Raw genomic sequence first — 22650 nt, 5'->3', positions numbered from 1 at the left:
TGCCTGCGCCAAAGCAGCCTGAAAGCCCGCTGCCGCGCTATAATCTGCCTGTTAGACACGCCAAACGCAAAGGAAACGACTATGCCCGAATCCAACCGCATTCTGTGCCGCGAAACCAGCCTGCTGGCTTTTAACCGCCGCGTTTTGGCGCAGGCTTGGGACGAGAGCCTGCCGCTTTTGGAGCGGCTGCGTTTTCTGTGCATCGTGTCGTCCAATCTCGACGAATTTTTTGAAGTACGCATGGCGCGGCTCAAGCGCCAAGAGCGCGAGCAGCCGGATATCCTGTTTGATTCCGGCCTGACGCCGGCACAGACCATCGCCGCGGTGGGCGCGGAAGCCAAAAAGCTGATCGGCGAGCAGTACCGCCTGTTTAACGACGTGCTGGTGCCGGCGCTGGAGCGCGAAAACATCCGCTTTGTGCGCCGCAAAGACTGGACGCCCGAGCAGCGCGCGTGGATCGAAGGCTATTTCAACCGCGAGCTGCTGCCCATTCTCACCCCCATCGGCCTGGACGCTTCCCACCCGTTCCCGCGCCCGCTCAACAAATCGCTCAATTTCCTGGTCGAACTCAGCGGCAAAGACGCTTTCGGCCGCGCTTCGGGCATGGCGGTGGTGCAGGCGCCGCGCATTCTGCCGCGCGTGGTGCGGCTGCCTGAAGACATCAGCGGCGGCGGCGAAGCCTTTGTATTTTTGTCGTCGATACTGCACGAATATGTGTACAAACTCTTTCGCGGCATGGCGGTGGAAGGCTGCCACCAGTTCCGCCTGACCCGCGACAGCGCGCTGATGGTGGACGAAGAAGACCTGCGTAACCTGCGCACCGCCATCAAAAACGAATTGCACGACCGCGAATTCGGCGACGGCGTGCGCCTGGAAGTGGCCGAAGGCTGCCCCGAGCATCTTTCCGATTTTCTGCTGGCGCACTTCGGGTTGGCGCGCAGCGACCTTTACCGCGTGGACGGGCCGGTGAATCTGGTGCGGCTGATGGCGGTGCCCGATATGATCGACCGCCCCGATCTGCGCTTTACCCCTTATACGCCGCAGTTTCCCGCCGATCTGAATCCCAGCGAATCGATGTTCGACCAAATCGCCGCGCGCGATATTCTGCTGCACCACCCCTACCAGTCTTTCGATCCCGTGATCCAGTTTGTGCACGACGCCGTGCGCGATCCCGACGTTGTCGCCATCAAAATGACCATCTACCGCACCAGCACCCATTCCGAGCTGGCGCGCGCGCTGATGGCTGCCGCGCTCGCCGGCAAGCAGGTAACGGTAGTCGTCGAACTGATGGCGCGCTTTGACGAAGCCAATAATGTGAACTGGGCGGGGCGGCTGGAAGAAGCCGGCGCCCACGTGGTGTACGGCGTGTTCGGCTACAAAGTCCACGCCAAAATGGCGCTGGTCATCCGCCGCGAAAACGGCAGCCTGAAAAGCTACGCCCATCTGGGCACCGGCAACTACCACCAGGGCACGTCGCGCATCTACACCGATTTCGGCCTGTTCACCGCCGATACCGCCATCACCCGCGATGTCAACGCACTCTTTATGGAAATCACCGGCTTAGGCCAGGCCACCAAGCTGAAAAAAGTGTACCAAAGCCCGTTTACCCTGCACAAAATGGTGATGGACGCCATCGAACGCGAAACCGCCAACGCCGCCGCCGGCCGCCCCGCCCGCATCATCGCCAAAATGAATTCGCTGATCGAGCCGCAGGTCATCGAAGCGCTCTACCGCGCCAGCGCTGCCGGCGTCGAAATCGACCTGATCGTGCGCGGCATGTGCGCCCTGCGCCCCGGCGTGCCCGGCCTGTCCGACAACATCCGCGTGCGCTCGGTAATCGGCCGCCTGCTCGAACACGCCCGCGTCTATTACTTTTACAACGGCGGCGCCGAAGACGTGTACATCGCCAGCGCCGACTGGATGGGGCGCAACTTCTTCAACCGCATCGAAACCGCCACCCCCGTGCTCGACCCCGCGCTCAAAGCGCGTGTCATCCGCGAAGGCCTGCAACTGGCGCTCGCCGACACCGCCAAAGCCTGGCAGATGGACGGCAGCGGCCACTACGAACGCATCCGCCCCGCCGCCGGCGAAGCCCCCGCCGGCGTACAGGAAACCCTGCTGGCCGAATACGCCTGCTGACGCCCCCAGCCGTTTTCAGGCTGCCCGACGATACGCAGGGCAGCCTGAAAAAGCAAAAGCAGCCTGAAACCCCCCTTTCAGGCTGCCTGATTCCCCCGTTTTTACCGAACCGAAAGGAAACCCATGAAACCCCGTCTAACCGCCCTTGCCGCCGCGCTGCTGCTGGCCGGTACCGCCCACGCCGGCAGCCTGAAAAGCCTGCCGCTGGACGATGCCGGCTGCGCGAAAAATCTGGAACTGCAGCGCGGCGAGCGCTACCGCATCAACGGCCGCGCCAAGGACGTCCTGCTGGTCATCTCCGAGAAGGTCGGTTTCAGCGTGCACACTTTGGGCGGTAAACCGCTGCCCGTCGAAACCCGCCATGTGATGGACAACGGCCCGCCCTTTGATTCCGTCCGCGCCGCGCGCCTGAAAAAAGGGCGTTTTGTCTTAAACATCACCCAAAGCGGCACCGCTTCGCTTATCTGCGTTCATGCCGACGGCTGAACGCGGGTTTTGCCGCCGCCAAAAGGCAGCCTGAAAGCCTTTCAGGCTGCTTTCTCCCTCCCTTAACAGAAAGGAAATCCCATGAAATCCCGTTTCGCCCTTCTCACCGCCTTGCTGCTGCTGGCTGGCGCTGCCCACGCCGGCAGCCTGAAGAGCCTGCCGCTGGACGATACCGGCTGCGCCGAAAACCTGAAACTGAAAAGCGGCCAGCGCTACCGCATCGACAGCCGCTCCGACGATGCCCTGCTCACCGTGGACGGCGATGCCGGCTTTGCCGTACGCAACGCCAAAGGCCGCCGCCTGCCCTCCGAGCTCGGCCACGACGGCGACAGCGGCGCCGCATTCCGGTTTGTCGAACTGAACAAAGGCCGCTACACCTTCAGCGTAAGTAAAAGCGGTACCGTCAAACGCATCTGCGTCAACGCCGCCAACTAAGCCCTGCCGTTTGGCAGGGAGCGGGCAGGCCGTCCCCAAAAAAAGCAGCCTGAAAACCGAAATCCGGCTTTCAGGCTGCTTTTTTGCCAATGGGAAACCGGCTGCTTACAGCCCCAAATCCCAGTTGCCGACGTCGGGTTCGACGCAGAAGTCGTCGTGGCAGTTTTCGTAGTAGCGGAAGACCGCGTCGATCACTTCGTCTTCGCTGTCGCACAGGCGGATAAGCTGCATGTCGTCTTTGCCGATCAGGCCGCGCTCGGCGAGCTGCTGCTGCATCCACTCGAGCAGGCCGCGCCAGAATGCGCTGCCGACGAGAATAATCGGCCGCTGCGGGATTTTGCCGGTTTGCACCAGCGTCAGGCTTTCAAAAAATTCGTCGAGTGTGCCGAAGCCGCCGGGCATCACGATATAGGCCAGCGCGTGTTTGACAAACATCACTTTGCGCGGGAAAAAATGCTGGAAGGTTACCGACAAATCCTGATAGGGATTGGCGTGCTGCTCGTGCGGCAGCACGATGTTGAGGCCGACGGCGGGACTGCGGCCGGCGTGCGCGCCTTTGTTGGCGGCTTCCATAATGCCGGGGCCGCCGCCGGAAATCACGGCGAAACCGGCGTCGGAGAGTTTGCGCGCCAGGCTTTCGGCAAACAGGCAGTCGGGATGGTCGGCGGCTAGGCGGGCGCTGCCGTAGATGCTCACCGCCGGCTGCACCGCGCGCAATTCTTCGCCGGCCTGGACGAATTCGGACAGGATTTTCAGCAGGTGGTAGCTTTCGCGCGCGCCGATTTCGCGGCGCTGGGTTTCCGGCAGCATCGGCTGCGGCAGTTTGTGTTGCAGGGTCATGCTTGGCTCCGATAGAAGTTTTTTCAGGCTGCCTGCGGGGCAAAGGCAGCCTGAAAGACGGGGAAAACGGCTAGCCGCGCGCGCCGATGGCCAGCTCTGCGGGCAGCGACAGATGGCTTAAGCCAGGCAGGCTGGCAAAGCCTTCTTCGCGCACGATGCGGCAGAAGTCGCGCAGATAAACGCGCTTGGCGTCTTCGCTGCGGATGGCGGCATACAGTTCGCTCTGCAGCGGCGTATCGCCGATTTGGCGGGTAACGATGTAGTTTTTCTCCACATAGGGCATCACCGACCAATACGGCAGCGCGGCAATCCCGCGGCGGCTGGCCACCAGCTGCACGATGGCGATGGTCAGCTCGCTGTGGCGGCGCGCCGGATTGACGCCCTGCGGCAGCAGCACTTTGCGCAGCAAATCGAGCATATCGTCGGGCACCGGATAGCTGATCAGGGTTTCGTCGGCAAAGTCCTGCGCCTGCCACACTTCTTTGCCGGCCAGCGGATGGTCGGGCGCGCAGATGCCGACCATTTCGTAGGCAAACAGCGGCTCGTAGGCGATGTCTGCCTGCGGCACCGCTTCGGACACAATCGCCACGTCGGCGCGGCGGCTCAGCAGCAGGCCGACCGGATCGGCCTGGAAGCCGGACACAATGTCCAATTCCACCTGCGGCCATTGCGGGCGGAACACGCCCATCGCCGGCATCAGCCAGTCGAAGCAGGTATGGCATTCCACCGCCAGCCGCAACTCGCCCGCTTCGCCGTGGACAATCTGGATCAGGTCGCGCTCGGCGTCGGCCACGCGCGGCAGCAGCTCGCGTGCCAGCTTCAGCAGCCGCTCGCCGGCCGGCGTAAAGCGCAGCGGAGCCGACTTGCGCTCAAACAGCGGCGTTTCAAAATGGTTTTCCAGTAGCCGGATCTGGTGCGAGAGCGCCGACTGGGTGAGAAACACCCGCTGGGCGGCCAGCGACACGCTGCCGGTTTCCTGCAGGGCGACTAGGGTGCGCAGATGGCGCAGTTCGACTATCGATTCCATAAGGCGGATTTTTTCAGGCTGCCTGTGCGGCATTAAACGAAGCAAAGCGCAAAACAAACGCGGGCGGATGCCCTGCGGCCGCATTCTACACGTTTCAGGCTGCCTTTTGCTTTTACACCGCCGAAGGCAGCCTGAAAGTGCGGTATCATCGCGCGTTTGTTTTTCAGGCTGCCCCATTCAGAAAGGAAACCCCCATGACCCGCAACGAACAACTTTTCACCCGCGCCAAAAACATCATTCCCGGCGGCGTCAATTCGCCCGTGCGCGCCTTCGGCAGCGTCGGCGGCGTGCCGCGCTTTATCCAAAAGGCCGAGGGCGCCTATGTGTGGGATGCCGACGGCACGCGTTATATCGATTATGTCGGCTCATGGGGGCCGGCGATTGTCGGCCACGCGCATCCCGAAGTGATTGAAGCCGTGCGCGAAGCGGCGTTGGGCGGGCTGTCGTTCGGCGCGCCCACCGAGGGCGAAATCGTGATTGCCGAAGCCATCGCCAAACTCGTGCCCAGCGTCGAGCAGGTGCGTTTGGTGAGCTCGGGCACGGAAGCCACCATGTCGGCCATCCGCCTGGCGCGCGGCTTTACCGGCCGCGACAAAATCATCAAATTCGAGGGCTGCTACCACGGCCACTCCGACAGCCTGCTGGTCAAAGCGGGCAGCGGTTTGCTCACGTTCGGCAACCCGTCGTCCGCCGGTGTGCCCGCCGATTTCACCAAGCACACGCTGGTGCTGGAATACAACAATGTCGCGCAGCTGGAAGAAACCTTCGAGAAAATCGGCGGCGAAATCGCCTGCGTCATCGTTGAGCCCTTTGCCGGCAATATGAACTTGGTGCGGCCGTCTGAAACCTTCGTCCAAGTCCTGCGCGAACTCACCGCCAAACATGGCGCGGTGCTAATTTACGACGAAGTGATGACGGGTTTTCGCGTCGCGCTCGGCGGCGCGCAGTCGCTGCACGGCATCACGCCCGATTTGACCACCATGGGCAAAGTGATCGGCGGCGGTATGCCGCTGGCGGCGTTTGGTGGGCGCAAAGACATTATGGCCGCCATCTCCCCGCTCGGCGGCGTGTATCAGGCCGGCACTTTGTCGGGCAACCCCGTCGCCGTGGCCGCCGGTTTGAAAACGCTGGAAATCATCCAGCGCCCCGGGTTCTACGAAAACCTGGCCGCGCGTACCGAACAGCTGGTGCAAGGCTTTCAGGCTGCCGCCGCAGCTGCAGGCGTCGCCTTCTGTGCCGACAGCGTGGGCGGCATGTTCGGCCTGTATTTTGCCGACGGCCTGCCGCAAAACTACGGCGACATGGCACGCTCCAACGTGGACGGCTTCAAAACCTTCTTCCACGGCATGCTGGATAAAAACGTCGCCTTCGGGCCTTCGGCCTACGAAGCAGGCTTCGTCTCCGCCGCGCATACGCCTGAGCTGATTGAAGAAACCGTCGCCGCCGCCAAAGAAGTGTTTCAGGCGATGGCCGTCTGAAAAAACTGAAAAAAGCAGCCTGAAAGCGGAAAAACCGGCTTTCAGGCTGCTTTTGTATGCCTTTATTTCGAGTAGTCTCCGAACCAGAACTCGCGAAACATGATCGGATACACCGTTACCGTGGCGATGGCATCCGCTGCCAGGGTAAACGGGGTGAACAGGACGGCGGCGGCTTTCTTGCCGACGGAGGCGGATTTGATGTAGGAGCGGCCAATTTGCACCGGCAGGCGGCTCTCGAAACGGTATTCGGCGGGTACTTTCAAATTGCCGACGGCGTAAATTTTGCCGGTAACCGCGCTGCAGGTTTCGTAGCCGTCCGGTTTTTTGTCAAAACCCAAAGCGGCAAGCTGTTTGGCTTCGGCGGGATTGTCGGTTTGGTAGCCCAGGCAGTATTCGCTGCGGAACGTTCCGTTTTCTTGGCGAGACTCTAAAACAAAGGTGTTGTTTCTGTAGCGCTTATTTTCTTCAAGATCGCCCTTGCTTTTGAAAGAAAAGGCTTTGGGAAATTGCGCGCGCAGCTGCGCCAGGTGCTGCGGGCTTTCCTTATCCTGGTCTAAAACGTACCAGTATTTTTCGCCTACCATAATCAGGCTGCCTTTTTTAAACTGGCTGCTGTCGGCGGTGGCAACGGCAAAGGCGGTAATGTTGTCGCTCTCGTCTGCGGCAAATTCGTAGTATGAGCCGGCCATGCGCTCCCACATGATGCCGGTCATACAGCCGCCCAGCAGCAGGCAGACGGCAAGGGTGGGGATAAGGGCTTTTTTCATGGGGGGGTTCCTTTGTGTGTTAGGGTCTGCAGAATGTAGCACACGATGCCCGATTGGGCAGCCTGAAAGCGGTTTTGCCGTTTTCAGGCTGCTTTTTGTGTGTCTTTTGCGCCGTGTTTTTGTGTGCGGCGGCGCAAAACGGGGCGGATTGTCGTTTGGATTTCGCATCTTCGGCTACAAACTGCCGCTGTTTGGGGCAGCCTGAAACTTTTCAGGCTGCCTTTACGCTTTTTAGTGTTGTGTAGGTTTGTGTTATCTTAATGGCGGGCGGCAGATTCTGTGTCGGCCGCGCCAACCAAGAAAAACCATTAGGAGAGATTTATGAACCATCCTACTTCGTCCGCGCCGGACAAGCGCCAGCCGGACAATGTCGAGCTTTTGAGCGCGCAGGCGCCGATTACCAATTTCCGCGGTCTGCTGATTGCGCTGGTGGCGGCAGCGGTAAGCGCGGCGCTCTATCAAATCCTGCCTTACGAGAGCAATGTCAATAAAGGGCTGTGCATTCTGGCCTTTGTGGCGATTATGTGGTTTACCGAAGCGGTGCACATCACCGTAACCGCGCTGATCGTGCCGCTGTTTGCTATCTTGTTTCAGATTCCCGAAATGGGCACCAAGCAGGCGCTGGCGGGCTTTGCCGACCCGATTATCTATGTGTTTTTCGGCGGCTTCGCGCTGGCGACGGCGCTGCATATGCAAAAGCTCGACCGCAAAATCGCCGTGTGGCTGATTTCGCTTTCGCGCGGCAATACTTTTGTCGCGGTGCATCTTTTGTTTTTGGTTACGGCGGTGCTGTCGATGTGGATCAGCAATACGGCAACGGCGGCGATGATGCTGCCACTGGCGATGGGGCTGATGAGCCATCTGGACAAGGAAAAAGACCGCAATACTTTCGTATTCGTGCTGCTGGGCATCGCCTATTGCGCCAGCATCGGCGGGCTGGGTACGGTGGTCGGCTCGCCGCCGAACGCGATTGCCGCCAAGGCGCTGGGCTTGGATTTTGCCGGCTGGATGAAGTTCGGCCTGCCGATGATGCTGGCGCTGTTGCCGCTGATGCTGTTTTCGCTGTTTATCGTGCTCAAACCCAATCTGTCGGCCAAAGTGCAGGTGGAACACGAAGACATCCCGTGGACGCTGCACCGCGTGATTGCGCTGCTGATTTTTCTGGCCGCCGCGGTGGCGTGGGTGCTGGGCAAGCAGATTGAAGAGCGTTTCGGCATCAAAAACCCCGATACTTTCGTGGCATTGACTGCGGCGGTGGCGGTGGTGGTGTTCGGCGTGGTGCGCTGGCGCGAAGTGGCGCGCAATACCGACTGGGGCGTGCTGCTGCTCTTTGGCGGCGGTATCACCCTGAGCACGCTGCTGCAAAAATCGGGCGCATCCGCCGCGCTGGGGCAGGAAATGGCGGGCGCTTTTGTGCTGGCGCATCCGTTTATTGTGATTTTGGCGGTATCGACCTTTATCATTTTCCTTACCGAGTTCACCAGCAACACCGCTTCCGCCGCGCTATTGGTGCCGGTGTTCGCCAGCGTCGCCGAGCAGATGGGCATGCCCAAGGAAGTGCTGGTGATGGTCATCGGCATCGGCGCGTCTTGTGCCTTTATGCTGCCGGTGGCGACGCCGCCCAATGCGATTGTGTTCGGCACCGGCATCGTTACCCAGCGCGATATGCTTAAAGTGGGCATGGTGCTGAACCTGCTTTCAATCGCGCTGGTGGCGGCGTGGGCGTATTTCTTTTTGATGTAAACCGCTGCCAAGCGCAAAAAAAAGCAGCCTGAAACGGTTTTTCCCGTTTCAGGCTGCTTTTTTCAGGCTGCCTGCCATGTGCCGCAGGCAGCCTGAAAGCATTTATTCCGTTTCCGTTTCGGCGAGCAGCGCCAGCAGTTCGGCGCCGTAGCGATTGCTTTTTTCTTCGCTGATGCCGTGCACGGTTTGCAGCTCGGGCAGGGTTTGCGGGCGGCGGGCGGCGAGAGCGCGCAGGGTGATTTTGCTGAGTATTTGGTGTTCGGCCAGCTCTTGGGTGCGGGCGGTGTCGGCGCACCAGCGGTTCAGGCGGCGCATAACGGCGCGCTCGCGCTTGGCTTCGGGCGGCAGGCTGTGGGCGTAGGGTTGGCAGACTTCGAGCATGGCGGCGCCGTATTTGGCGATGCGCACGGCGCCGAGACCGTAAACGGCGGCCAGGTCGGCGTCGGTTTCGGGGGTGAAGGCAACCATGTCGCGCAGGCTGTCGTCGGGGCAGACGCTGTGCTCGGGGCAGCCTTCGGCATCGGCGGTTTCGCCGCGCCATTGCGTGAGCGCCTGCCACAGGGCGCGGTCGCGGCTGCTGTGGAGAAATTCGTCTTCGGGGTTTTCAGACTGACCAGCGGGGCTTTCAGGCAGCCTGAAAGCGCTGTCGCCGCTGTCGGTTTCGCTGCCGATGCTGCGGCAGATGTCGAGAATCTCGCTGCCGAATTTGTCGATTTTGGCGTCGCCCAAACCATAGACTTGGTGCAGGTCATCGCTGGTTTCAGGCTGCGTTTGGACGATGCTTTGCAGGGTTTTGTCGCCGCAGATGATGTAGGCGGGGACGTTGTCGGCGCGGGCGCGTTCGCTGCGCCATTGTTTGAGCGCCTGCCACAGCCGCTCTTCGCGCTCGGTGCGCAGCCATTCGCTTTTCTGCGGCACTTGGATGGCGGATTTTTCGCGTTTGAGCGTGCGCAGCATCACGCGCTGTTCGCCTTTGAGTACGGCGCGGGCGGCGGGGGTGAGCAGCAGTGCCTGGTGGTTGGCGGTGTCGTTGTCGAGCAGCCCCAGGCCGATGCATTGGCGCACGATGGCGCGCCAGTCTTTGTCGCTGCGTTTGGCGCCGATGGCGAAGGTGGAGAGTGTGTGGTGGCCGTTGCGGCGGATCCAGTCGTCGTCTTTGCCGCGCAACACGTTGATCACGTAGCCGGCAGCAAAGCTCTGGCCGACGCGGTACACGCAGCTCAGCAGCTTTTGCACGTCTTCGGTGGCGTCGAAGCGCTCGGGCGGGTGCAGGCAGTTGTCGCAGTTGCCGCAGGGTTCGGACGTTTCGCCGAAATGGCGCAGCAAAAGCTGGCGGCGGCAGCCGGCGGTTTCGCAGACGTCGAACATGGCGTTGAGCTTTTGGATTTCGATTTGCTTTTGCCAGTCGTCGGCGCCGCTTTCCTGAATGCGCTCTTTCAGGAGTACGAGATTGTTCATGCCGTAGCACAGCCAGCTGGCGGCGGGCAGGCCGTCGCGGCCGGCGCGGCCGCTTTCCTGATAGAAATGTTCGATGCTCTGCGGCATGTCGAGATGGCAGACAAAGCGCACGTCGGGTTTGTCGATGCCCATGCCGAAGGCGACGGTGGCGACGATGATGATGCTGTCTTCGCGGATAAAGCGGCTTTGGTTGGCGCTGCGGGTGTCCATGCTCAGGCCGGCGTGGTAGGGCAGGGCGTTGAAGCCGTTTTCGCAGAGAAAGGCGGCCACGTCTTCCACGCTTTTGCGGCTCAGGCAGTACACAATGCCGCTGTCGCCGGCGGGGCGGCGCTTGAGAAAGTCCAAAAGCTGCTTTTTGCCGTTGTTTTTTTCGATGATTTGGTAGTAGATGTTCGGCCGATCGAAGCTCGATACGAACTCGGGGGCGGACTGCAGGTGCAGATAATGTTTGATGTCGGCGCGGGTTTCGGCATCGGCGGTGGCGGTGAGTGCGATGCGCGGCACGGCGGGATAGCGCTCGGCCAGCAGCCCCAGCGCGCGGTATTCGGGACGGAAATCATGCCCCCACTGGCTCACGCAGTGGGCTTCGTCGATGGCAAACAGGCTGACGGCGGTGTGGTCGAGAAAACGCAAAAAACGCTCGGAAACTAGCCGCTCGGGGGCAACGTACAGCAGTTTCAGGCTGCCTTCGCGGATGTCGTCGGCCAGATCGCGCACCGTTTGCGGCGGCGTGCCGCTGTGCACCGCCGCCGCATGCACGCCGGCCGCACGCAGCGCGGCTACTTGGTCGTCCATCAGCGCAATCAGCGGAGACACCACCACCGCCGTGCCTTCGCGCAGCAGCGCCGGAATCTGATAGCACAGAGACTTGCCGCCGCCGGTGGGCATCAGCACCAGCGCGCTGCCGCCGCCGGCAAGCGTATCGACAATCTCGGCCTGGCGGCCGCGGAATTCGGGATAGCCGAAAACGTCGCGCAGGATCTGCAGGGCGCTGGAATGGGGCATGGCGGGCTTACCTTCGGGGCAGGTTCGTGGCAAAATCGCGATTTTAACATTTCAGGCAGCCTGAAGAAGCTGTTTTCAGGCTGCCTGAAAGCGCAACCGCTGGAGAGCGCCCATGAAGCCACTACTGCCCGCCATTCTCGCCACCGCCCTGCTGCTGTCCGCCTGCGCGGGCGACGGGCCGGTACAGTCCAAACTGCCCGACGACCCCGCCGCCAAAGCGCTCGGCATCTGGAAAGACCTGGGCGACATCCGCGAGGGAAACATCCGCGCCGCCTACGACACCGGCAGCATCAAACGCAGCGGCGACACCGTGCGTCTGCGCGACCGCAAAATCGTGCTCAAGCCGGAAAAAGAGAGCTACCACAACACGCCGCGTTTCCAAACCGCCATCGGCGAATGGGAATTGGACTGCAAAAAACGCACCTTCCGCCTGCTGGAAATCCACCTGTGGGACGAAAACAAAAAACTGGTATCGCACCGCAAATACACCGCCGCCCAAGCACCCGCCCGTCCGGTAGTGCCCAACAGCCCGGCACTCAAACAGCTCGAGCTGGCCTGCGGCTCTTAAATGTCCGTCTGAAAAAGGCAAAAGCAGCCTGAAAACCGTATTGGCGGTTTTCAGGCTGCTTTTTGGGGTTTGGATAGGGTGGAAACGGTACAGTATTGTAGCTTGGGTCGAGACCCAACACGGTAGAACACCCTTGCGGATGTTGGATTTGGCAACCCAAGCTACATCCTGCTGAAAACAGCATAAAGGCAGCCTGAAAACTTTGTTATCGGTTTTCAGGCTGCTTTTTGGATTTGGGACGGGGTGGAATCGGCGCTGGTTTTTGGTGCGCGGGGCGCACCCTACTTGTGCCATCCCGCCGCAATCCCGCTGTAGGGTGCGCCCCGCGCACCGTTTTGCGTTTGGCGGCGGTTTTCAGGCTGCCGGTGTTTCGTCTTCGTTTTCCAGCGCTGCCTGCAGGGCGGCTTCGATGCGGTCGGCATCGAAGGATTTGGCGATCAGCTCGAAGCGGCTGTCGCGGCGCCAGGCGACTTGGTTGGCGCCCCATTGGCCGTCGGTCCAGTTGAGCCAGACCCAGGTGCCGAGCACTTGGAATACGCCTTTGGCGCGCACCAGGCCGTCGGCGAGCGCGGGCAGGTCGTTGAAAAACTGGGTGAGCCGCTCGCCGTCGAAATTGCGGCCGGCGGGGAAGGTGTAGCCCTGCGACTGGAAGCCGAGGGTGTTTTCCGGCAGCACTTTGACGCGGTAGCGCGATTTTTCCGCCACCGGCAGATCGAGCCAGGCGATGTCGATTTCGGCGTTTTGTACTTCGGCCACCAGCGTTTTCGGCGGAAACAGGGCAGCGGCCTGCTTGCGGAAGGTCTCGAGCGTAGCGGCATCGCACAGGTCGGTTTTGTTGGCGACCAAAACGTCGCACACGCCGACCTGGTCTTTGTAGAGCGGGTTGGCGGCGTAATCGGGATTGGTGAACTGGCGCGGATCGACAAGGGTGAAGACGGCGGCGATTTCCAGCGCGTCGGCAAACTCGGGAGATTTGAGTTCGTCGATTACGCCGGCGGCATGCGCCAGCCCGCTGGCTTCGATCAGGATACGGTCGGGGCGGCGCTTGGTGAGCATTTTGCGCACGGTGTCGCCCATCTGGCCGCCGGCGGTGCAGCACAAACAGCCGCCGGAGATTTCGGCCACCGGAATGCCGTTGTCGGCCAGCACCGCGCCGTCGATGCCGATTTCGCCGAATTCGTTGACGATCAGCAGCCATTGTTCGGCGGGGCTTTTTTGCTGCAGCAGGCGGCGCAGGGCGGTGGTTTTGCCGGTGCCGAGAAAGCCGGAAAACAGGTGGACTTTGGTTTTTAATGACATTTGGCGCAGATTCCGGTGAGAACGACGTGTTCTTCGTTAAGGTTGAAGCCGCCGGCGGCAACGGCCGAGCGCAGTGCCGCCCATTCGGCGGTCAGGCTTTGCTCGTCCACCGCGCCGCATTCGGTGCAGACCAAAATAAAGCTGCTGTTGTGTTCGTGGGCGCCGGCGTGGCAGTGGCTGTCGCAGTCGTGGCGGGCGTGGGTGCACAGCACATAGCCGTTGACGGCGGGGATTTTGTGCAGCACGCCGTGTTCCGCCCAAAAGTCGAGCGCGCGGTAGGCGGTGGGCGGGGCGACTACCGAGGCGCTGCTGCGCTGCATCTGCGCCAGCACGGTATAGGCTTTGATCACGCCGTCGAACTCAAGCACGATGTCGAGCACCTGCTCGCGCAGGGGGGTAATCTGCAGGCCGCTTTTGCGGCATTGGTCGAGGATTTTTTGTTTGGTTTCCATAATGTGCTGCCTGAAAAAGATGCGCCATTATATAGGGAAACGCGCGGTTTTTCAGGCTGCCGCGGTCGCAGCGGCGTTTTGCCGCTATACTGCGTGCCGCCGGCAGCCTGAAAGCCTTTCAGGCTGCCTTAAAGCCGGAACAACACACGATGAACCAGCCCTTTTCTTCGCTTTTGATGATGTGCGGCGGCGGCATGCGCTTCGGTGCCTATTTGGGCGCTTATGCCGCTTTGTGCGAGCGCGGCCGCCGCCCCGATGCGCTGCTGGCGTCCTGCGGCGGCGGTTTTGCCGCGCTCACGGTGGCGCTGGCGCCGCAGCCGGAAGATGCCCGCCGCCTGCTGTGTTCGCCGGCGATGCACCGCGTGCTGATGCTGGCGTGCGCATCGTCGGCACCGCGCCGGCAGACGCTTTTTCAGGCTGCTTGGCGCTGGTATCTCTACCGTTCGCCGCAGCGGCTGGCGCGTTATCTGGCGGCGGAGGGCTTCGATTATCTGGCGGACGAACTGGCGCGGCTGGCGCTGTTTGCGCTGGCCGACGGCGCAAACGCGCACAACTGGCTCGATCCGCTGTTTCAGGCTGCCGGCGGCATTCGGGCGGATGCGCCCGCGCTGCTGATCTCTGCCGCGCGGTTGGAAAACGAAAACGGCCGGCCGCGGCTGCGCCAGCTGCTGTTTGCCCCGAGCGCTCAGGCGCCGCTGCCGGCGGTGCCCGACTGCGCCACCGCCGCGCTGTCGCCGCGGATTGCCGCCGCCGTCGAAATACGGCCGCTCAAGGATTGGCAGGCGGCGCTGTATGCCACCATCAGCGATATGTATTATCTGGCGCCGCTGTCCGCGCCCGAGGGCGGCGTGTATCTGGGCGGCGTGGTCGATCTGCTGCCCATCGAACAGGCGGCGGCGCTGGCCGGCACCGTGTACGCCGAGCACAAACCGCCCTACGCCCGCGCCCTTGCCCTGCCCGCCATCGCCCGCGTGCTGGGTTTCGACGCCGAAGCGCGCCGCCAGCAGGCTGCCGCTTTTGCCGCCCCCGCCGGCCGCATCCTGCGCCTGCCGTTTGCCGATATCCGCACCGCGCTGCGCGGGCACTGCCCGAGCCGCCGCTTCAACCTGCGCAGCGGCCGCATCGAACCGCAGGCCGTGCCGTATGCCGCTTTCGCCGCGCAAATGGCCGCGCAGTGGGACTACGGCTACCGGCGGGCACAGCAGATGCTGGAGCAGGCAGCCTGAAAGACTTGCCAAAGCCAAAAACCTTATCCAAATGACGTCGTTTATTGTTTTCAGGCTGCTTTGGGCATTTTGCAAAGCAGCCTGAAAACGGCAGATGGCACTTCAAACGTAAAAAGCAGCCTGAAACGGCTTTCAGGCTGCTTTTAGGGGTAGGGCAGCCTGAAACGCCTTTGCGCTTTCCGCTACAATGCCGCTGTTTTTACCGCGGGCGCCGCGTTTTCAGGCTGTCTTGCCCGTTCAACCGTTCCCAGCAAAGGAGCCGATATGGAATCCCAACCCGCCATTCTGATTATCGGCGGCAGCAGCGGCATCGGGCTGGCGCTGGCGCGGCGGCACGCGGCCGAAGGCTGGCGGGTGGCGGTGGCCGGCAGCAGCGCCGCCAAGCTCGACACCGTGCGCGCTGAGTTTCCGGCGTGGCAGACTTTCGTTGCCGACTTGCGCGATGCGGCCGCAAGGCAGCGGTTGTTTGCCGAAATCGACGCCGCCAGCGTGCGCTACCGGCGGGTGGTGTATGCCGCCGGCCGCTATCTCAACGAGCGGGTGTTTACATTAAACCGTGACGACAGCGCGGCGATGCTGGCGGTCAATCTGCAGGCCTTTGCCGACTGCTTTGACTGGGCGGCGGCGCATCTGCAAAACGGCGGCGCCGGCGGCGAAATGGTGTGCATCGCTTCGTCGGCCGGCTTGCTCAACTATCCCTATGCCAGCCTGTACGCCCAATGCAAGCGGGCGATGCTGGCCTGCGCCGATGCCTACCGCACCGCGCTCGCTCCGTTCGGCATACGGGTGCTGGCCGTCGCCCCCGGCTATGTCGATACCGCCGCCCTGCGTGCTTTAAACGGCGGCGATGCCCGCCACAAGCCGTTTCTGGTCAGCGAAGAACGCGCGGTTGCCGAGATTCTCGCCGCACTCTCCGCCGGCCGCGACACGCTGGTCTTCCCCCGCCGCATGCGCCTGCTGCTCTTTTGCTGTGCGCTGCTGCCTAAGCCGCTGCTGGCATGGGCGATGCGCCGCAAGCTCGATAAAAAAGTGCTGCACCGCCCGCCTGCCGGCGGCAAACAATAGCGGCGCAAAAAAGCAGCCTGAAAACCATTATTCGGTTTTCAGGCTGCTTTTGCGTTTGTCATGCTGTTCGTCGTTTTCAGGCTGCCTGTTGCCGCCGTCTGGGTAGCGAGCGGGCAGGCAGCCTGAAAAAAACCGGATGCTTGGGCATCCGGTTTTTGCGGGCGGTTTAGCGTTTTTTACCGGTTACGGTAGCGATCGCCAGGTTGGTGTCGCGTTTGAGCGCCACGCTCTGCACGCCTTCGGGGTATTGGATGTCGGACAGGTGCAGGATGTCGCCGGCTTGGACGTTGGCGCAGTCCAGAATCAGGGCTTCGGGAATGTTTTTCGGATCCAGAATCACGTCAACGGTGTTGCTCAGCAGCGATACGCGGCCGCTTTGCAGCTTCACGGCCTGTGAGTTTTCGGCGTTGACGATGTGAACCGGCAGGCGCATGCGCAGCGGCTCGTTGCTGTTTACCGCTTGGAAGTCAATGTGCAGCACTTGGCGTTTGAAGGGGTGCATCTGGTAGTCGCGCACGATTACGTCTTGGCTTTTGCCGTCGATGTTCAGCTTGAGAATGCGGTTGAAGAAGGACTCTTTTTCCAGCGCGTAGAACATTTCTTTGTGGTCTACGGCGATGGCTTGGGCTTCTTGTTTGTCGCCGTAAACAACGGCGGGAACTTGTCCGCTTTTGCGCAGGCGGCGGCTCGCACCAGTACCTTGTTCGCTGCGGATCGTTGCTTGGATTTCGTTAGACATGGTTTTTCCTTAAAGTGGGAAATGAAAATACCGCTTCCGGGCTGCGACCAACCCTGCGGCAGGCTTTGCAGGCAGCCTGAAAAGGGCAAAAACGCTTTTCAGGCTGCCTGTTCGGTTCGGCTAGGGCAGAAACAGCGCGCCGGGCTGAACCAAATCTTCGTTAAACAAATAGGACACCGATTCTTCGTTGCTGATGCGGCGCACGGTTTCGGCCAGCAGGCCGGCGATGGTTACCTGGCGGATGCGGCCGCAGTTTTTGGCGGTGTCCGAGAGCGGAATGGTGTCGGTTACCACTACCTGGTCGATATCGGATTCGCCCAGTCGGCTGATGGCTTCGCCGGAGAATACCGGATGGGTGGCGTAGGCCAGCACGCGCTCGGCGCCGCGCTCTTTGAGAGCGGATGCGGCTTTGCACAGGGTGTTGGCGGTGTCGATCATATCGTCCACCAGAATGCAGGTGCGGCCTTGGATGTCGCCGATGACGTTCATCACTTCGGCAACATTGGCTTTGGGGCGGCGCTTGTCGATAATCGCCAGATCGGCGTTGAGCACTTTGGCAACGGCGCGGGCGCGGACGACGCCGCCGATGTCGGGGCTGACCACGGTCAGGTTTTCCAGGCGCTGCTGCTGGATGTCGTGAATCAGGATCGGCGTGGCGTAGATATTGTCCACCGGAATATCGAAAAAGCCCTGGATTTGGTCGGCGTGCAGATCGACGGTGAGAATGCGGTCGACGCCGGCGGAAACCAGCATATTGGCCACCAGTTTGGCGGAAATCGGCACGCGGGCGGAACGCGGGCGGCGGTCTTGGCGGGCGTAGCCGAAGTAGGGGATGGCGGCGGTGATGCGGCCGGCGGATGCGCGTTTGAGTGCATCGACCATGGTCAGCACTTCCATCAGGTTGTCATTGGTGGGCGCGCAGGTGGGCTGCAGGATGAAGACGTCGCGGCCGCGCACGTTTTCCAGAAGCTCGATTGCGATTTCGCCGTCGGAAAATTTGTTTACCGAAGCGTTGCCCAGCGTGGTGTCCAGATGTTTGACCACGCGGTAGGCCAGTTCGGGATTGGCGTTGCCGGTAAACACCATCAGATTGTCGTGTGCTGCCATGTCTTCGTCACTTGAAAAGGATTTTACTCGGGGAAACATACCGCTTCCTTGCCTTATGCGGGCCACTCGCCCGAAAGCCGCGGATTATACGCCGATAGCGGCGGCGCATCAAAGCAAAGTTTCAGGCTGCCTGAAAAGGGGTTTTCCGGTTTTGATTCAATAAAACAAGCGCGTATGGCTTGCATACGCGCTTATGTTTGGCTGGGGATGTAGGATTCGAACCTACGAATGTCGGAGTCAGAGTCCGATGCCTTAACCAGCTTGGCGAATCCCCAAGAAACGCTGGCTGGGGATGTAGGATTCGAACCTACGAATGCCGGAATCAAAATCCGGTGCCTTAACCAACTTGGCGAATCCCCAACACTTGAAAGGATGGCTGGGGATGTAGGATTCGAACCTACGAATGCCGGAATCAAAATCCGGTGCCTTAACCAACTTGGCGAATCCCCAACTTCGCGCCTGCAAAAAGCAGACCCGTTAAAGGGGGCGGATTATGTTTGCTTTTGGCCGGGCTGTCAAGGCTGCTTTGCCGTTTGGCCGCCGCTTTTTTCAGGCAGCCTGAAAACGCAGCGGGTGTTCGGCCAAGCCCGCCACGCACCAGCTTTCCAGCGTTTCGGGCAGGCGGCTGAGCACCGCTTCAGCTTCGGCCGCATTGTCGAAAGCTAAAAACAGGCAGGCGCCCGAGCCGGTCATGCGCGGGTTGCCGTAATCCTGCAGCAGCCTGAAGGCGGCAGTCACCGGCGGATATTCGGCCAGCACCACCGCCTGCATATCGTTGCGAAACGGCTGCAGCGCGGCAAAAGACGGCGCGGCGCAAGGGGTGCTGTCGCGCGGCAGGTCGGGATGGGCGAACACTTTGGGCGTGGCAACGTGCACGTTCGGCCGCACCAGCACATACCACTGCGGCGGCAGCGCCAGCGGCGTGAGGATTTCGCCGATGCCGCGGGCAAAAGCGCTTTGGCCGAACAGGAAAAACGGCACGTCCGCGCCCAGCGTCAGGCCGATTTTTTGCAGCGTGTTTGACGGCAGGTTCAAATCCCACAGGCGGTTGAGCACCATCAGCACGGTGGCCGCATCGGAGCTGCCGCCGCCGAGGCCGCCGCCGGTCGGGATGCGTTTTTCAACACGGATGTCCGCGCCCTTAAGGCAGCCTGAAAAGTTTTGCAGCGCCCGCGCCGCGCGTACGCACAAATCCTGCTCGGGCGGCACGTCGGAGAGCGGCGTGTGCAGCACGATGCGGCCATCATCGCGCGGCTCGATGTCAAGCGTGTCTTGCAAATCGATCAGGGTGAAGATGCTTTCCAACTCGTGATAGCCGTCGGCGCGGCGGCCGGTGATGCGTAAATCGAGATTGAGTTTGGCGGGGGCGGGATAGCTGGGCATAGCGTTCGGGATGGGTGTTTGGCCGGTTTCAGGCTGCCTGCGGTTTGGGGCAGCCTGAAAGGCTGTTGGAGATTAAACGGACGGCGATCGGGTTTTCAGGCTGCCTTGTTGCGACTGCAGGCAGCCTAAAAACCTGATCAGCTGCTGCGGGCGCGGCAGCGGCCTTGTGTGTCGGCGCGGCCGTGTTCGCGGCTGCTGTCGCTGAATACCAGCCGCAGGTTGAGCTGGCCGTTGTCCAGCACCAGCACGCGCGGGCTGCCGTCTTCGTTCAGGCTGCGGCGGATGCGCCAGCCGGCCTGCACCAGCGTGCCGTCGGTTTCGATGCGGTGCGGCAGGCCGTTTGCCCATTCGCCGTTCGCCCACACCGCCAGATGGGCGATGGGCAGACGGTAGCCTAACAGCTGCTCGCTCAATTCGTCGGGCGTGGCTGCTTCAAACTTTTGGCCTTTGCTGTCCACCGCCAGCACGCCCAAGTCGTCGCGGCACAGCTGGCCGACGGTACTGCCCAGCGGGGTGTTGACATCGACGGTTTCAACGCCGTTTTCCAGCGTCCAGTCAAAATGGGCGTAGCTGCCTTTTTCTTTCACTTTCACGCCCATGCGGCCGCTGGCGGCAAAGGTTTTCAGGCTGCGTTCGGTCTGCCATTCGGACGGTTTTTGTGCTTGCGGCACGCTACAGGCGGCCAGCAGGACAAGGCAGCCTGAAAGCAGCAGATAACGGTAGTTCATGCGGTTCTCCAAACAAATTCCCGAGCCGTTGCGCGGCATAAAGGGCAAAAAACGGCGGGCATTGTAACCGATGCCGCCGCCGGCCAAGGGTAAAGCCGTGTTAAGCCCGCCGCCTTTGCCCGCCCTTATGCGCTGCGGTTTTCAGGCTGCCTGCGCCGAAAAAGCAGCCTGAAAGTGCCTGCCGCCTGCGGCTGGCGGCCGCCATTCGCTATATAATGGCGGCCTTTGCCGATTTTTACCGACCACCCCGTTTTTCAGAAACCACCCCGTTTTTCAGAAAGCAGAACGCAGCATGAGCCGCATCCAAACCGTTTTCCAAGCCCTTAACGGCCGCAAGGCGCTGATTCCCTACGTTACCGCCGGCGATCCCGATCCCGACACCACGCTGGCGCTGATGCACGGCATGGCCAAGGCCGGTGCCGACATCATCGAGCTGGGCGTGCCCTTTTCCGACCCGATGGCCGACGGCCCCACCATCCAGCGCGCCGCCGAACGCGCGCTTGCGCAGGGCGTGTCGCTGAACGACGTGCTCGCCATCGTGCGCCGCTTCCGCGAAACGAACCAAAACACGCCGGTGGTGCTGATGGGCTATCTCAATCCCGTGCACAAAATGGGTTACGAAACCTTTGCCCGCGCCGCCGCCGAAGCCGGCGTGGACGGCGTGCTGACCGTGGACAGCCCGGTGGAAACTATCGAGCCGCTGCAGCAGGCATTGCAGGCGGCGGGTCTGGACTGCATTTTTCTGGTCGCTCCCACCACCGGCGAAGAGCGCATCGCCCAAATCGCCCAGCGCGCCGGCGGTTTTGTCTATTACGTTTCGCTCAAAGGCGTAACCGGCTCGGCCGAGCTCGATACCGCCGCCGTTGCCGAAAAACTCGCCGTGCTGCGCCGCCACATCCGCATCCCCATCGGCGTCGGCTTCGGCATCAGCGACGCCGCGTCTGCCGCGAAAATCGCCGCCGTGGCCGATGCCGTGATTGTCGGCAGCCGCATCGTGCGCGAAATCGAAGCCAATCCCGGCCGCGAAGCCGAGGCCGTTGCCGCCTTGGTCGGCGAACTGAAAGCGGCTGTTTGACGGCGCAGGCAGCCTGAAAGCCGAAAACACCTGCCCATACGGCAAAAGCAGCCTGAAAACCGCCCATCCGGTTTTCAGGCTGCTTTTTTGCGCGCCGGCGTTTTCAGGCTGCCTTAACGCGGCGGCCGCGCATCGGCCACCGCCGTGCCCGCCAGCATATCCTGCAGCGTGCGACGGCTGCCGACGCACAGCATCAGCAGGCACAGCGCCAGCAGCAGCGGCCGCACATAGCGCGTTTGGTCAAGCTCAGATTCCCAGGACGAGAAAAACAGCAGCGGCAGGCGGGAAGCCAGCAGCAGGCAGAGATAAAAGCCCGCTTCGCGCACCACCACCAGCCGCCAGAAGCCCGCGCGCTCGCCGTTGGCACCGACGATTTTCAGGCCGAACAGCATTTTGCCCAGCGACTGCCCGCGCACCGCCAGCAGCGCTACCTGCACCACCAGCAGCAGCGCCAGCAACACCATACTCAGGACGGCGGTGGTGCCTTCTTCCGCATAGTATGCCAGACTGAGCACCGGCGGCGGGGTGTAGGGATTCCACACCAGCATGGCCAGCGTCAGCGAGCGCCACTTCGGTTCCAGCGTAATCAGCACCGGCAGCCATACCAGCATAAACAGCGCGTAATTGAAAAGACAGGCGCCGATGCGCCGCAGACGCGGTGCCGGCGGGGGCGGCGCGGTTTCCGGCAGGTCGGTATTCGGCGGCGGGGCGTAGGGGCTGGGGGCAGCGGTATTCATGGCAAGTCTCGGTGAATGGCGGAAAACGGTTTCAGGCTGCCTGGGCGGCCGGCAGTCTGAAAAGGCGGGGGCGAATGTAGCAAGATTTGTCGCAGTCGGGCAGCCTGAAAGGCAAAAAAAGACGGCAAAAGCAGCCTGAAAACCACAATGGTGCTTTCAGGCTGCTTTTGCCGTCGGTTCACGCGTTCAACTGCTTCAAACTGCGGGCAACATATTCCCGTGCCGCGTCAACGGTATCGGGCATGGTTTTTTTCTCGCCGTGGTGGTCGGTTTTGGGCAGCGCGGCGAGAAAGCGTTCGACGTCTTCGGCAGCGAGCAGGCGGCCGTGCAGGTCGTAGCCGACGTTGAGCGCGCGGCCGGGGATGGCGGCGAGACGGTCGTGCAGGTGGCCGTAGAGATGGTACCAGCCTTTGTGGCAGCCTTCCCATTCGCTGATCGGGTAGTGGAACAGCACGGCGGTTTGGCCGCTCTCGGGCAGTCTGACTTTGAGATAGTCCTGCGCCGAGGCAAGCAGCGGACGGCCGTCGTATTTGGGGGTGTTGAGAAAATGATCGAGATGGGCGCGGATGATGCCGTCGTGGTTGCCGAAAACCAGATGGTGCTCGCCGTTGAGCCGCTCGAGATGGCGGCTGACGGTCTGTACGTCGCGGGCGAAACTCAAATCGCCGAGGTTATACACAATGTCGTCGGGCGACACGGTGTCGTTCCACACGCGGATGATTTGTTCGTTGAGCGCGTCGGTGCCGTCCTGGGCGCGAAACTGCGGGCAGAAGCGGGCGATATTGGCGTGGGAAAAATGCAAATCGGATGTGAAGTAGATATTGGGCATTTTGCTTGGTCTTTCTTGGTGTTCGGGTTTGCGGGGCAGCCTGAAAAGGCTTTCAGGCTGCTTT

General features: G+C 61.7%; 21 protein-coding genes and 3 tRNA genes. 9 read left to right on the top strand and 15 right to left on the bottom strand.

Features of this window, described 5'->3' with window-relative positions:
• The first annotated feature begins 81 nt into the window (after positions 1 to 81).
• From ppk1 to OP500_RS04570, 3 genes are all read left to right on the top strand, one after another.
• Positions 82 to 2139, top strand: a complete 2058-nt coding sequence (gene ppk1, locus OP500_RS04580) for a polyphosphate kinase 1 (RefSeq protein WP_443135142.1) — start codon at positions 82 to 84, stop codon at positions 2137 to 2139.
• 123 nt (positions 2140 to 2262) lie between these two features.
• Positions 2263 to 2625 carry a hypothetical protein gene (locus OP500_RS04575; RefSeq protein WP_238745050.1) on the top strand — a complete coding sequence of 121 codons (363 nt, stop codon included), beginning with the start codon at positions 2263 to 2265 and terminating at the stop codon, positions 2623 to 2625.
• Positions 2626 to 2706: 81 nt separating this feature from the next.
• Positions 2707 to 3060: a hypothetical protein gene (locus OP500_RS04570; protein WP_238745048.1), complete on the top strand. Its 354-nt coding sequence runs from the start codon at positions 2707 to 2709 to the stop codon at positions 3058 to 3060.
• 105 nt (positions 3061 to 3165) lie between these two features.
• Here OP500_RS04570 and OP500_RS04565 read toward each other — a convergent pair whose 3' ends face one another.
• Both OP500_RS04565 and OP500_RS04560 read right to left on the bottom strand, forming a co-directional pair.
• Complete coding sequence (locus OP500_RS04565) at positions 3166 to 3900, bottom strand: TIGR00730 family Rossman fold protein (protein WP_238745046.1); 735 nt, start codon at positions 3898 to 3900, stop codon at positions 3166 to 3168.
• A 70-nt stretch (positions 3901 to 3970) separates the two neighbouring features.
• On the bottom strand, positions 3971 to 4927 hold the full coding sequence (locus tag OP500_RS04560; RefSeq protein WP_274070319.1) for a LysR family transcriptional regulator: 957 nt from the start codon (positions 4925 to 4927) through the stop codon (positions 3971 to 3973).
• A 194-nt stretch (positions 4928 to 5121) separates the two neighbouring features.
• On the opposite strand from OP500_RS04560, the gene hemL reads away from it, so the two are divergent.
• A complete protein-coding gene (gene hemL, locus OP500_RS04555; RefSeq protein ID WP_274070318.1) occupies positions 5122 to 6405 on the top strand; it encodes a glutamate-1-semialdehyde 2,1-aminomutase in 1284 nt (427 codons plus the stop codon).
• Positions 6406 to 6467: 62 nt separating this feature from the next.
• Here hemL and OP500_RS04550 read toward each other — a convergent pair whose 3' ends face one another.
• Complete coding sequence (locus OP500_RS04550; RefSeq protein ID WP_274070317.1) at positions 6468 to 7172, bottom strand: hypothetical protein; 705 nt, start codon at positions 7170 to 7172, stop codon at positions 6468 to 6470.
• A 321-nt stretch (positions 7173 to 7493) separates the two neighbouring features.
• Between OP500_RS04550 and OP500_RS04545 the strand changes: the two genes are divergently transcribed.
• Positions 7494 to 8915 carry an SLC13 family permease gene (locus OP500_RS04545; RefSeq protein WP_274070316.1) on the top strand — a complete coding sequence of 474 codons (1422 nt, stop codon included), beginning with the start codon at positions 7494 to 7496 and terminating at the stop codon, positions 8913 to 8915.
• Between the two features lie 102 nt (positions 8916 to 9017).
• Here OP500_RS04545 and recQ read toward each other — a convergent pair whose 3' ends face one another.
• Positions 9018 to 11378, bottom strand: a complete 2361-nt coding sequence (recQ, locus tag OP500_RS04540; RefSeq protein WP_274070315.1) for a DNA helicase RecQ — start codon at positions 11376 to 11378, stop codon at positions 9018 to 9020.
• Positions 11379 to 11490: 112 nt separating this feature from the next.
• On the opposite strand from recQ, the gene OP500_RS04535 reads away from it, so the two are divergent.
• A complete protein-coding gene (locus OP500_RS04535; RefSeq protein ID WP_274070314.1) occupies positions 11491 to 11946 on the top strand; it encodes a surface-adhesin E family protein in 456 nt (151 codons plus the stop codon).
• Positions 11947 to 12300: 354 nt separating this feature from the next.
• On the opposite strand, the gene OP500_RS04530 is transcribed toward OP500_RS04535, so the two are convergent.
• Both OP500_RS04530 and OP500_RS04525 read right to left on the bottom strand, forming a co-directional pair.
• The gene (locus OP500_RS04530) at positions 12301 to 13245 is read right to left on the bottom strand and encodes a CobW family GTP-binding protein (RefSeq protein ID WP_443135141.1); all 945 of its coding nucleotides are present in this window, start codon (positions 13243 to 13245) and stop codon (positions 12301 to 12303) included.
• Positions 13236 to 13697 carry a Fur family transcriptional regulator gene (locus OP500_RS04525; RefSeq protein WP_274070313.1) on the bottom strand — a complete coding sequence of 154 codons (462 nt, stop codon included), beginning with the start codon at positions 13695 to 13697 and terminating at the stop codon, positions 13236 to 13238. The genes OP500_RS04530 and OP500_RS04525 overlap by 10 nt, the downstream gene beginning before the upstream one ends.
• Before the next feature lie 149 nt (positions 13698 to 13846).
• On the opposite strand from OP500_RS04525, the gene OP500_RS04520 reads away from it, so the two are divergent.
• Both OP500_RS04520 and OP500_RS04515 read left to right on the top strand, forming a co-directional pair.
• Positions 13847 to 14923, top strand: coding sequence for a patatin-like phospholipase family protein (locus tag OP500_RS04520; protein ID WP_274070312.1), 1077 nt, complete (start codon positions 13847 to 13849; stop codon positions 14921 to 14923).
• Between the two features lie 264 nt (positions 14924 to 15187).
• Positions 15188 to 15988 carry an SDR family NAD(P)-dependent oxidoreductase gene (locus tag OP500_RS04515; RefSeq protein ID WP_274070311.1) on the top strand — a complete coding sequence of 267 codons (801 nt, stop codon included), beginning with the start codon at positions 15188 to 15190 and terminating at the stop codon, positions 15986 to 15988.
• Between the two features lie 166 nt (positions 15989 to 16154).
• Here OP500_RS04515 and OP500_RS04510 read toward each other — a convergent pair whose 3' ends face one another.
• The 7 genes from OP500_RS04510 to OP500_RS04480 form a co-directional block, all read right to left on the bottom strand.
• Positions 16155 to 16727 carry a 50S ribosomal protein L25/general stress protein Ctc gene (locus OP500_RS04510; protein ID WP_274070310.1) on the bottom strand — a complete coding sequence of 191 codons (573 nt, stop codon included), beginning with the start codon at positions 16725 to 16727 and terminating at the stop codon, positions 16155 to 16157.
• Positions 16728 to 16847: 120 nt separating this feature from the next.
• Positions 16848 to 17834 (bottom strand): ribose-phosphate pyrophosphokinase, encoded by a 987-nt coding sequence (locus OP500_RS04505; RefSeq protein ID WP_274070374.1) that lies wholly within the window; start codon positions 17832 to 17834, stop codon positions 16848 to 16850.
• 198 nt (positions 17835 to 18032) lie between these two features.
• A tRNA-Gln gene (locus OP500_RS04500) sits at positions 18033 to 18109 on the bottom strand.
• An 8-nt stretch (positions 18110 to 18117) separates the two neighbouring features.
• Positions 18118 to 18194 (bottom strand) — tRNA-Gln (locus OP500_RS04495).
• 13 nt (positions 18195 to 18207) lie between these two features.
• A tRNA-Gln gene (locus OP500_RS04490) sits at positions 18208 to 18284 on the bottom strand.
• A 99-nt stretch (positions 18285 to 18383) separates the two neighbouring features.
• On the bottom strand, positions 18384 to 19217 hold the full coding sequence (ispE, locus tag OP500_RS04485; RefSeq protein WP_274070309.1) for a 4-(cytidine 5'-diphospho)-2-C-methyl-D-erythritol kinase: 834 nt from the start codon (positions 19215 to 19217) through the stop codon (positions 18384 to 18386).
• Positions 19218 to 19354: 137 nt separating this feature from the next.
• On the bottom strand, positions 19355 to 19945 hold the full coding sequence (locus OP500_RS04480; protein WP_274070308.1) for an outer membrane lipoprotein LolB: 591 nt from the start codon (positions 19943 to 19945) through the stop codon (positions 19355 to 19357).
• Positions 19946 to 20237: 292 nt separating this feature from the next.
• Between OP500_RS04480 and trpA the strand changes: the two genes are divergently transcribed.
• Positions 20238 to 21020, top strand: a complete 783-nt coding sequence (trpA, locus tag OP500_RS04475) for a tryptophan synthase subunit alpha (protein WP_274070307.1) — start codon at positions 20238 to 20240, stop codon at positions 21018 to 21020.
• Between the two features lie 113 nt (positions 21021 to 21133).
• Here trpA and OP500_RS04470 read toward each other — a convergent pair whose 3' ends face one another.
• Together OP500_RS04470 and OP500_RS04465 are read right to left on the bottom strand one after the other, a co-directional pair.
• On the bottom strand, positions 21134 to 21757 hold the full coding sequence (locus tag OP500_RS04470; RefSeq protein ID WP_238745021.1) for an RDD family protein: 624 nt from the start codon (positions 21755 to 21757) through the stop codon (positions 21134 to 21136).
• 178 nt (positions 21758 to 21935) lie between these two features.
• Positions 21936 to 22586 (bottom strand): metallophosphoesterase, encoded by a 651-nt coding sequence (locus OP500_RS04465; RefSeq protein ID WP_238745019.1) that lies wholly within the window; start codon positions 22584 to 22586, stop codon positions 21936 to 21938.
• Positions 22587 to 22650: the final 64 nt, after the last annotated feature.

Source organism: Kingella sp. SNUBH-2017, from assembly GCF_028680565.1.
In the GTDB taxonomy this organism is placed as follows: domain Bacteria; phylum Pseudomonadota; class Gammaproteobacteria; order Burkholderiales; family Neisseriaceae; genus Kingella_D; species Kingella_D pumchi.
Note: the sequence above shows the minus strand (reverse complement) of the source record. Positions and strands in the feature narration are given on the sequence as shown.

Coding starts and splice junctions, on each gene's coding strand:
- OP500_RS04510 (WP_274070310.1), bottom strand. CDS start 16,727: ATGTCTAACGAAATCCAAGCAACGATCCGCAGCGAACAAGGTACTGGT.
- recQ (WP_274070315.1), bottom strand. CDS start 11,378: ATGCCCCATTCCAGCGCCCTGCAGATCCTGCGCGACGTTTTCGGCTAT.
- OP500_RS04505 (WP_274070374.1), bottom strand. CDS start 17,834: ATGGCAGCACACGACAATCTGATGGTGTTTACCGGCAACGCCAATCCC.
- OP500_RS04520 (WP_274070312.1), top strand. CDS start 13,847: ATGAACCAGCCCTTTTCTTCGCTTTTGATGATGTGCGGCGGCGGCATG.
- OP500_RS04550 (WP_274070317.1), bottom strand. CDS start 7,172: ATGAAAAAAGCCCTTATCCCCACCCTTGCCGTCTGCCTGCTGCTGGGC.
- trpA (WP_274070307.1), top strand. CDS start 20,238: ATGAGCCGCATCCAAACCGTTTTCCAAGCCCTTAACGGCCGCAAGGCG.
- ispE (WP_274070309.1), bottom strand. CDS start 19,217: ATGCCCAGCTATCCCGCCCCCGCCAAACTCAATCTCGATTTACGCATC.
- OP500_RS04470 (WP_238745021.1), bottom strand. CDS start 21,757: ATGAATACCGCTGCCCCCAGCCCCTACGCCCCGCCGCCGAATACCGAC.
- hemL (WP_274070318.1), top strand. CDS start 5,122: ATGACCCGCAACGAACAACTTTTCACCCGCGCCAAAAACATCATTCCC.
- OP500_RS04560 (WP_274070319.1), bottom strand. CDS start 4,927: ATGGAATCGATAGTCGAACTGCGCCATCTGCGCACCCTAGTCGCCCTG.
- ppk1 (WP_443135142.1), top strand. CDS start 82: ATGCCCGAATCCAACCGCATTCTGTGCCGCGAAACCAGCCTGCTGGCT.
- OP500_RS04535 (WP_274070314.1), top strand. CDS start 11,491: ATGAAGCCACTACTGCCCGCCATTCTCGCCACCGCCCTGCTGCTGTCC.
- OP500_RS04515 (WP_274070311.1), top strand. CDS start 15,188: ATGGAATCCCAACCCGCCATTCTGATTATCGGCGGCAGCAGCGGCATC.
- OP500_RS04525 (WP_274070313.1), bottom strand. CDS start 13,697: ATGGAAACCAAACAAAAAATCCTCGACCAATGCCGCAAAAGCGGCCTG.
- OP500_RS04465 (WP_238745019.1), bottom strand. CDS start 22,586: ATGCCCAATATCTACTTCACATCCGATTTGCATTTTTCCCACGCCAAT.
- OP500_RS04545 (WP_274070316.1), top strand. CDS start 7,494: ATGAACCATCCTACTTCGTCCGCGCCGGACAAGCGCCAGCCGGACAAT.
- OP500_RS04530 (WP_443135141.1), bottom strand. CDS start 13,245: ATGTCATTAAAAACCAAAGTCCACCTGTTTTCCGGCTTTCTCGGCACC.
- OP500_RS04570 (WP_238745048.1), top strand. CDS start 2,707: ATGAAATCCCGTTTCGCCCTTCTCACCGCCTTGCTGCTGCTGGCTGGC.
- OP500_RS04480 (WP_274070308.1), bottom strand. CDS start 19,945: ATGAACTACCGTTATCTGCTGCTTTCAGGCTGCCTTGTCCTGCTGGCC.
- OP500_RS04565 (WP_238745046.1), bottom strand. CDS start 3,900: ATGACCCTGCAACACAAACTGCCGCAGCCGATGCTGCCGGAAACCCAG.
- OP500_RS04575 (WP_238745050.1), top strand. CDS start 2,263: ATGAAACCCCGTCTAACCGCCCTTGCCGCCGCGCTGCTGCTGGCCGGT.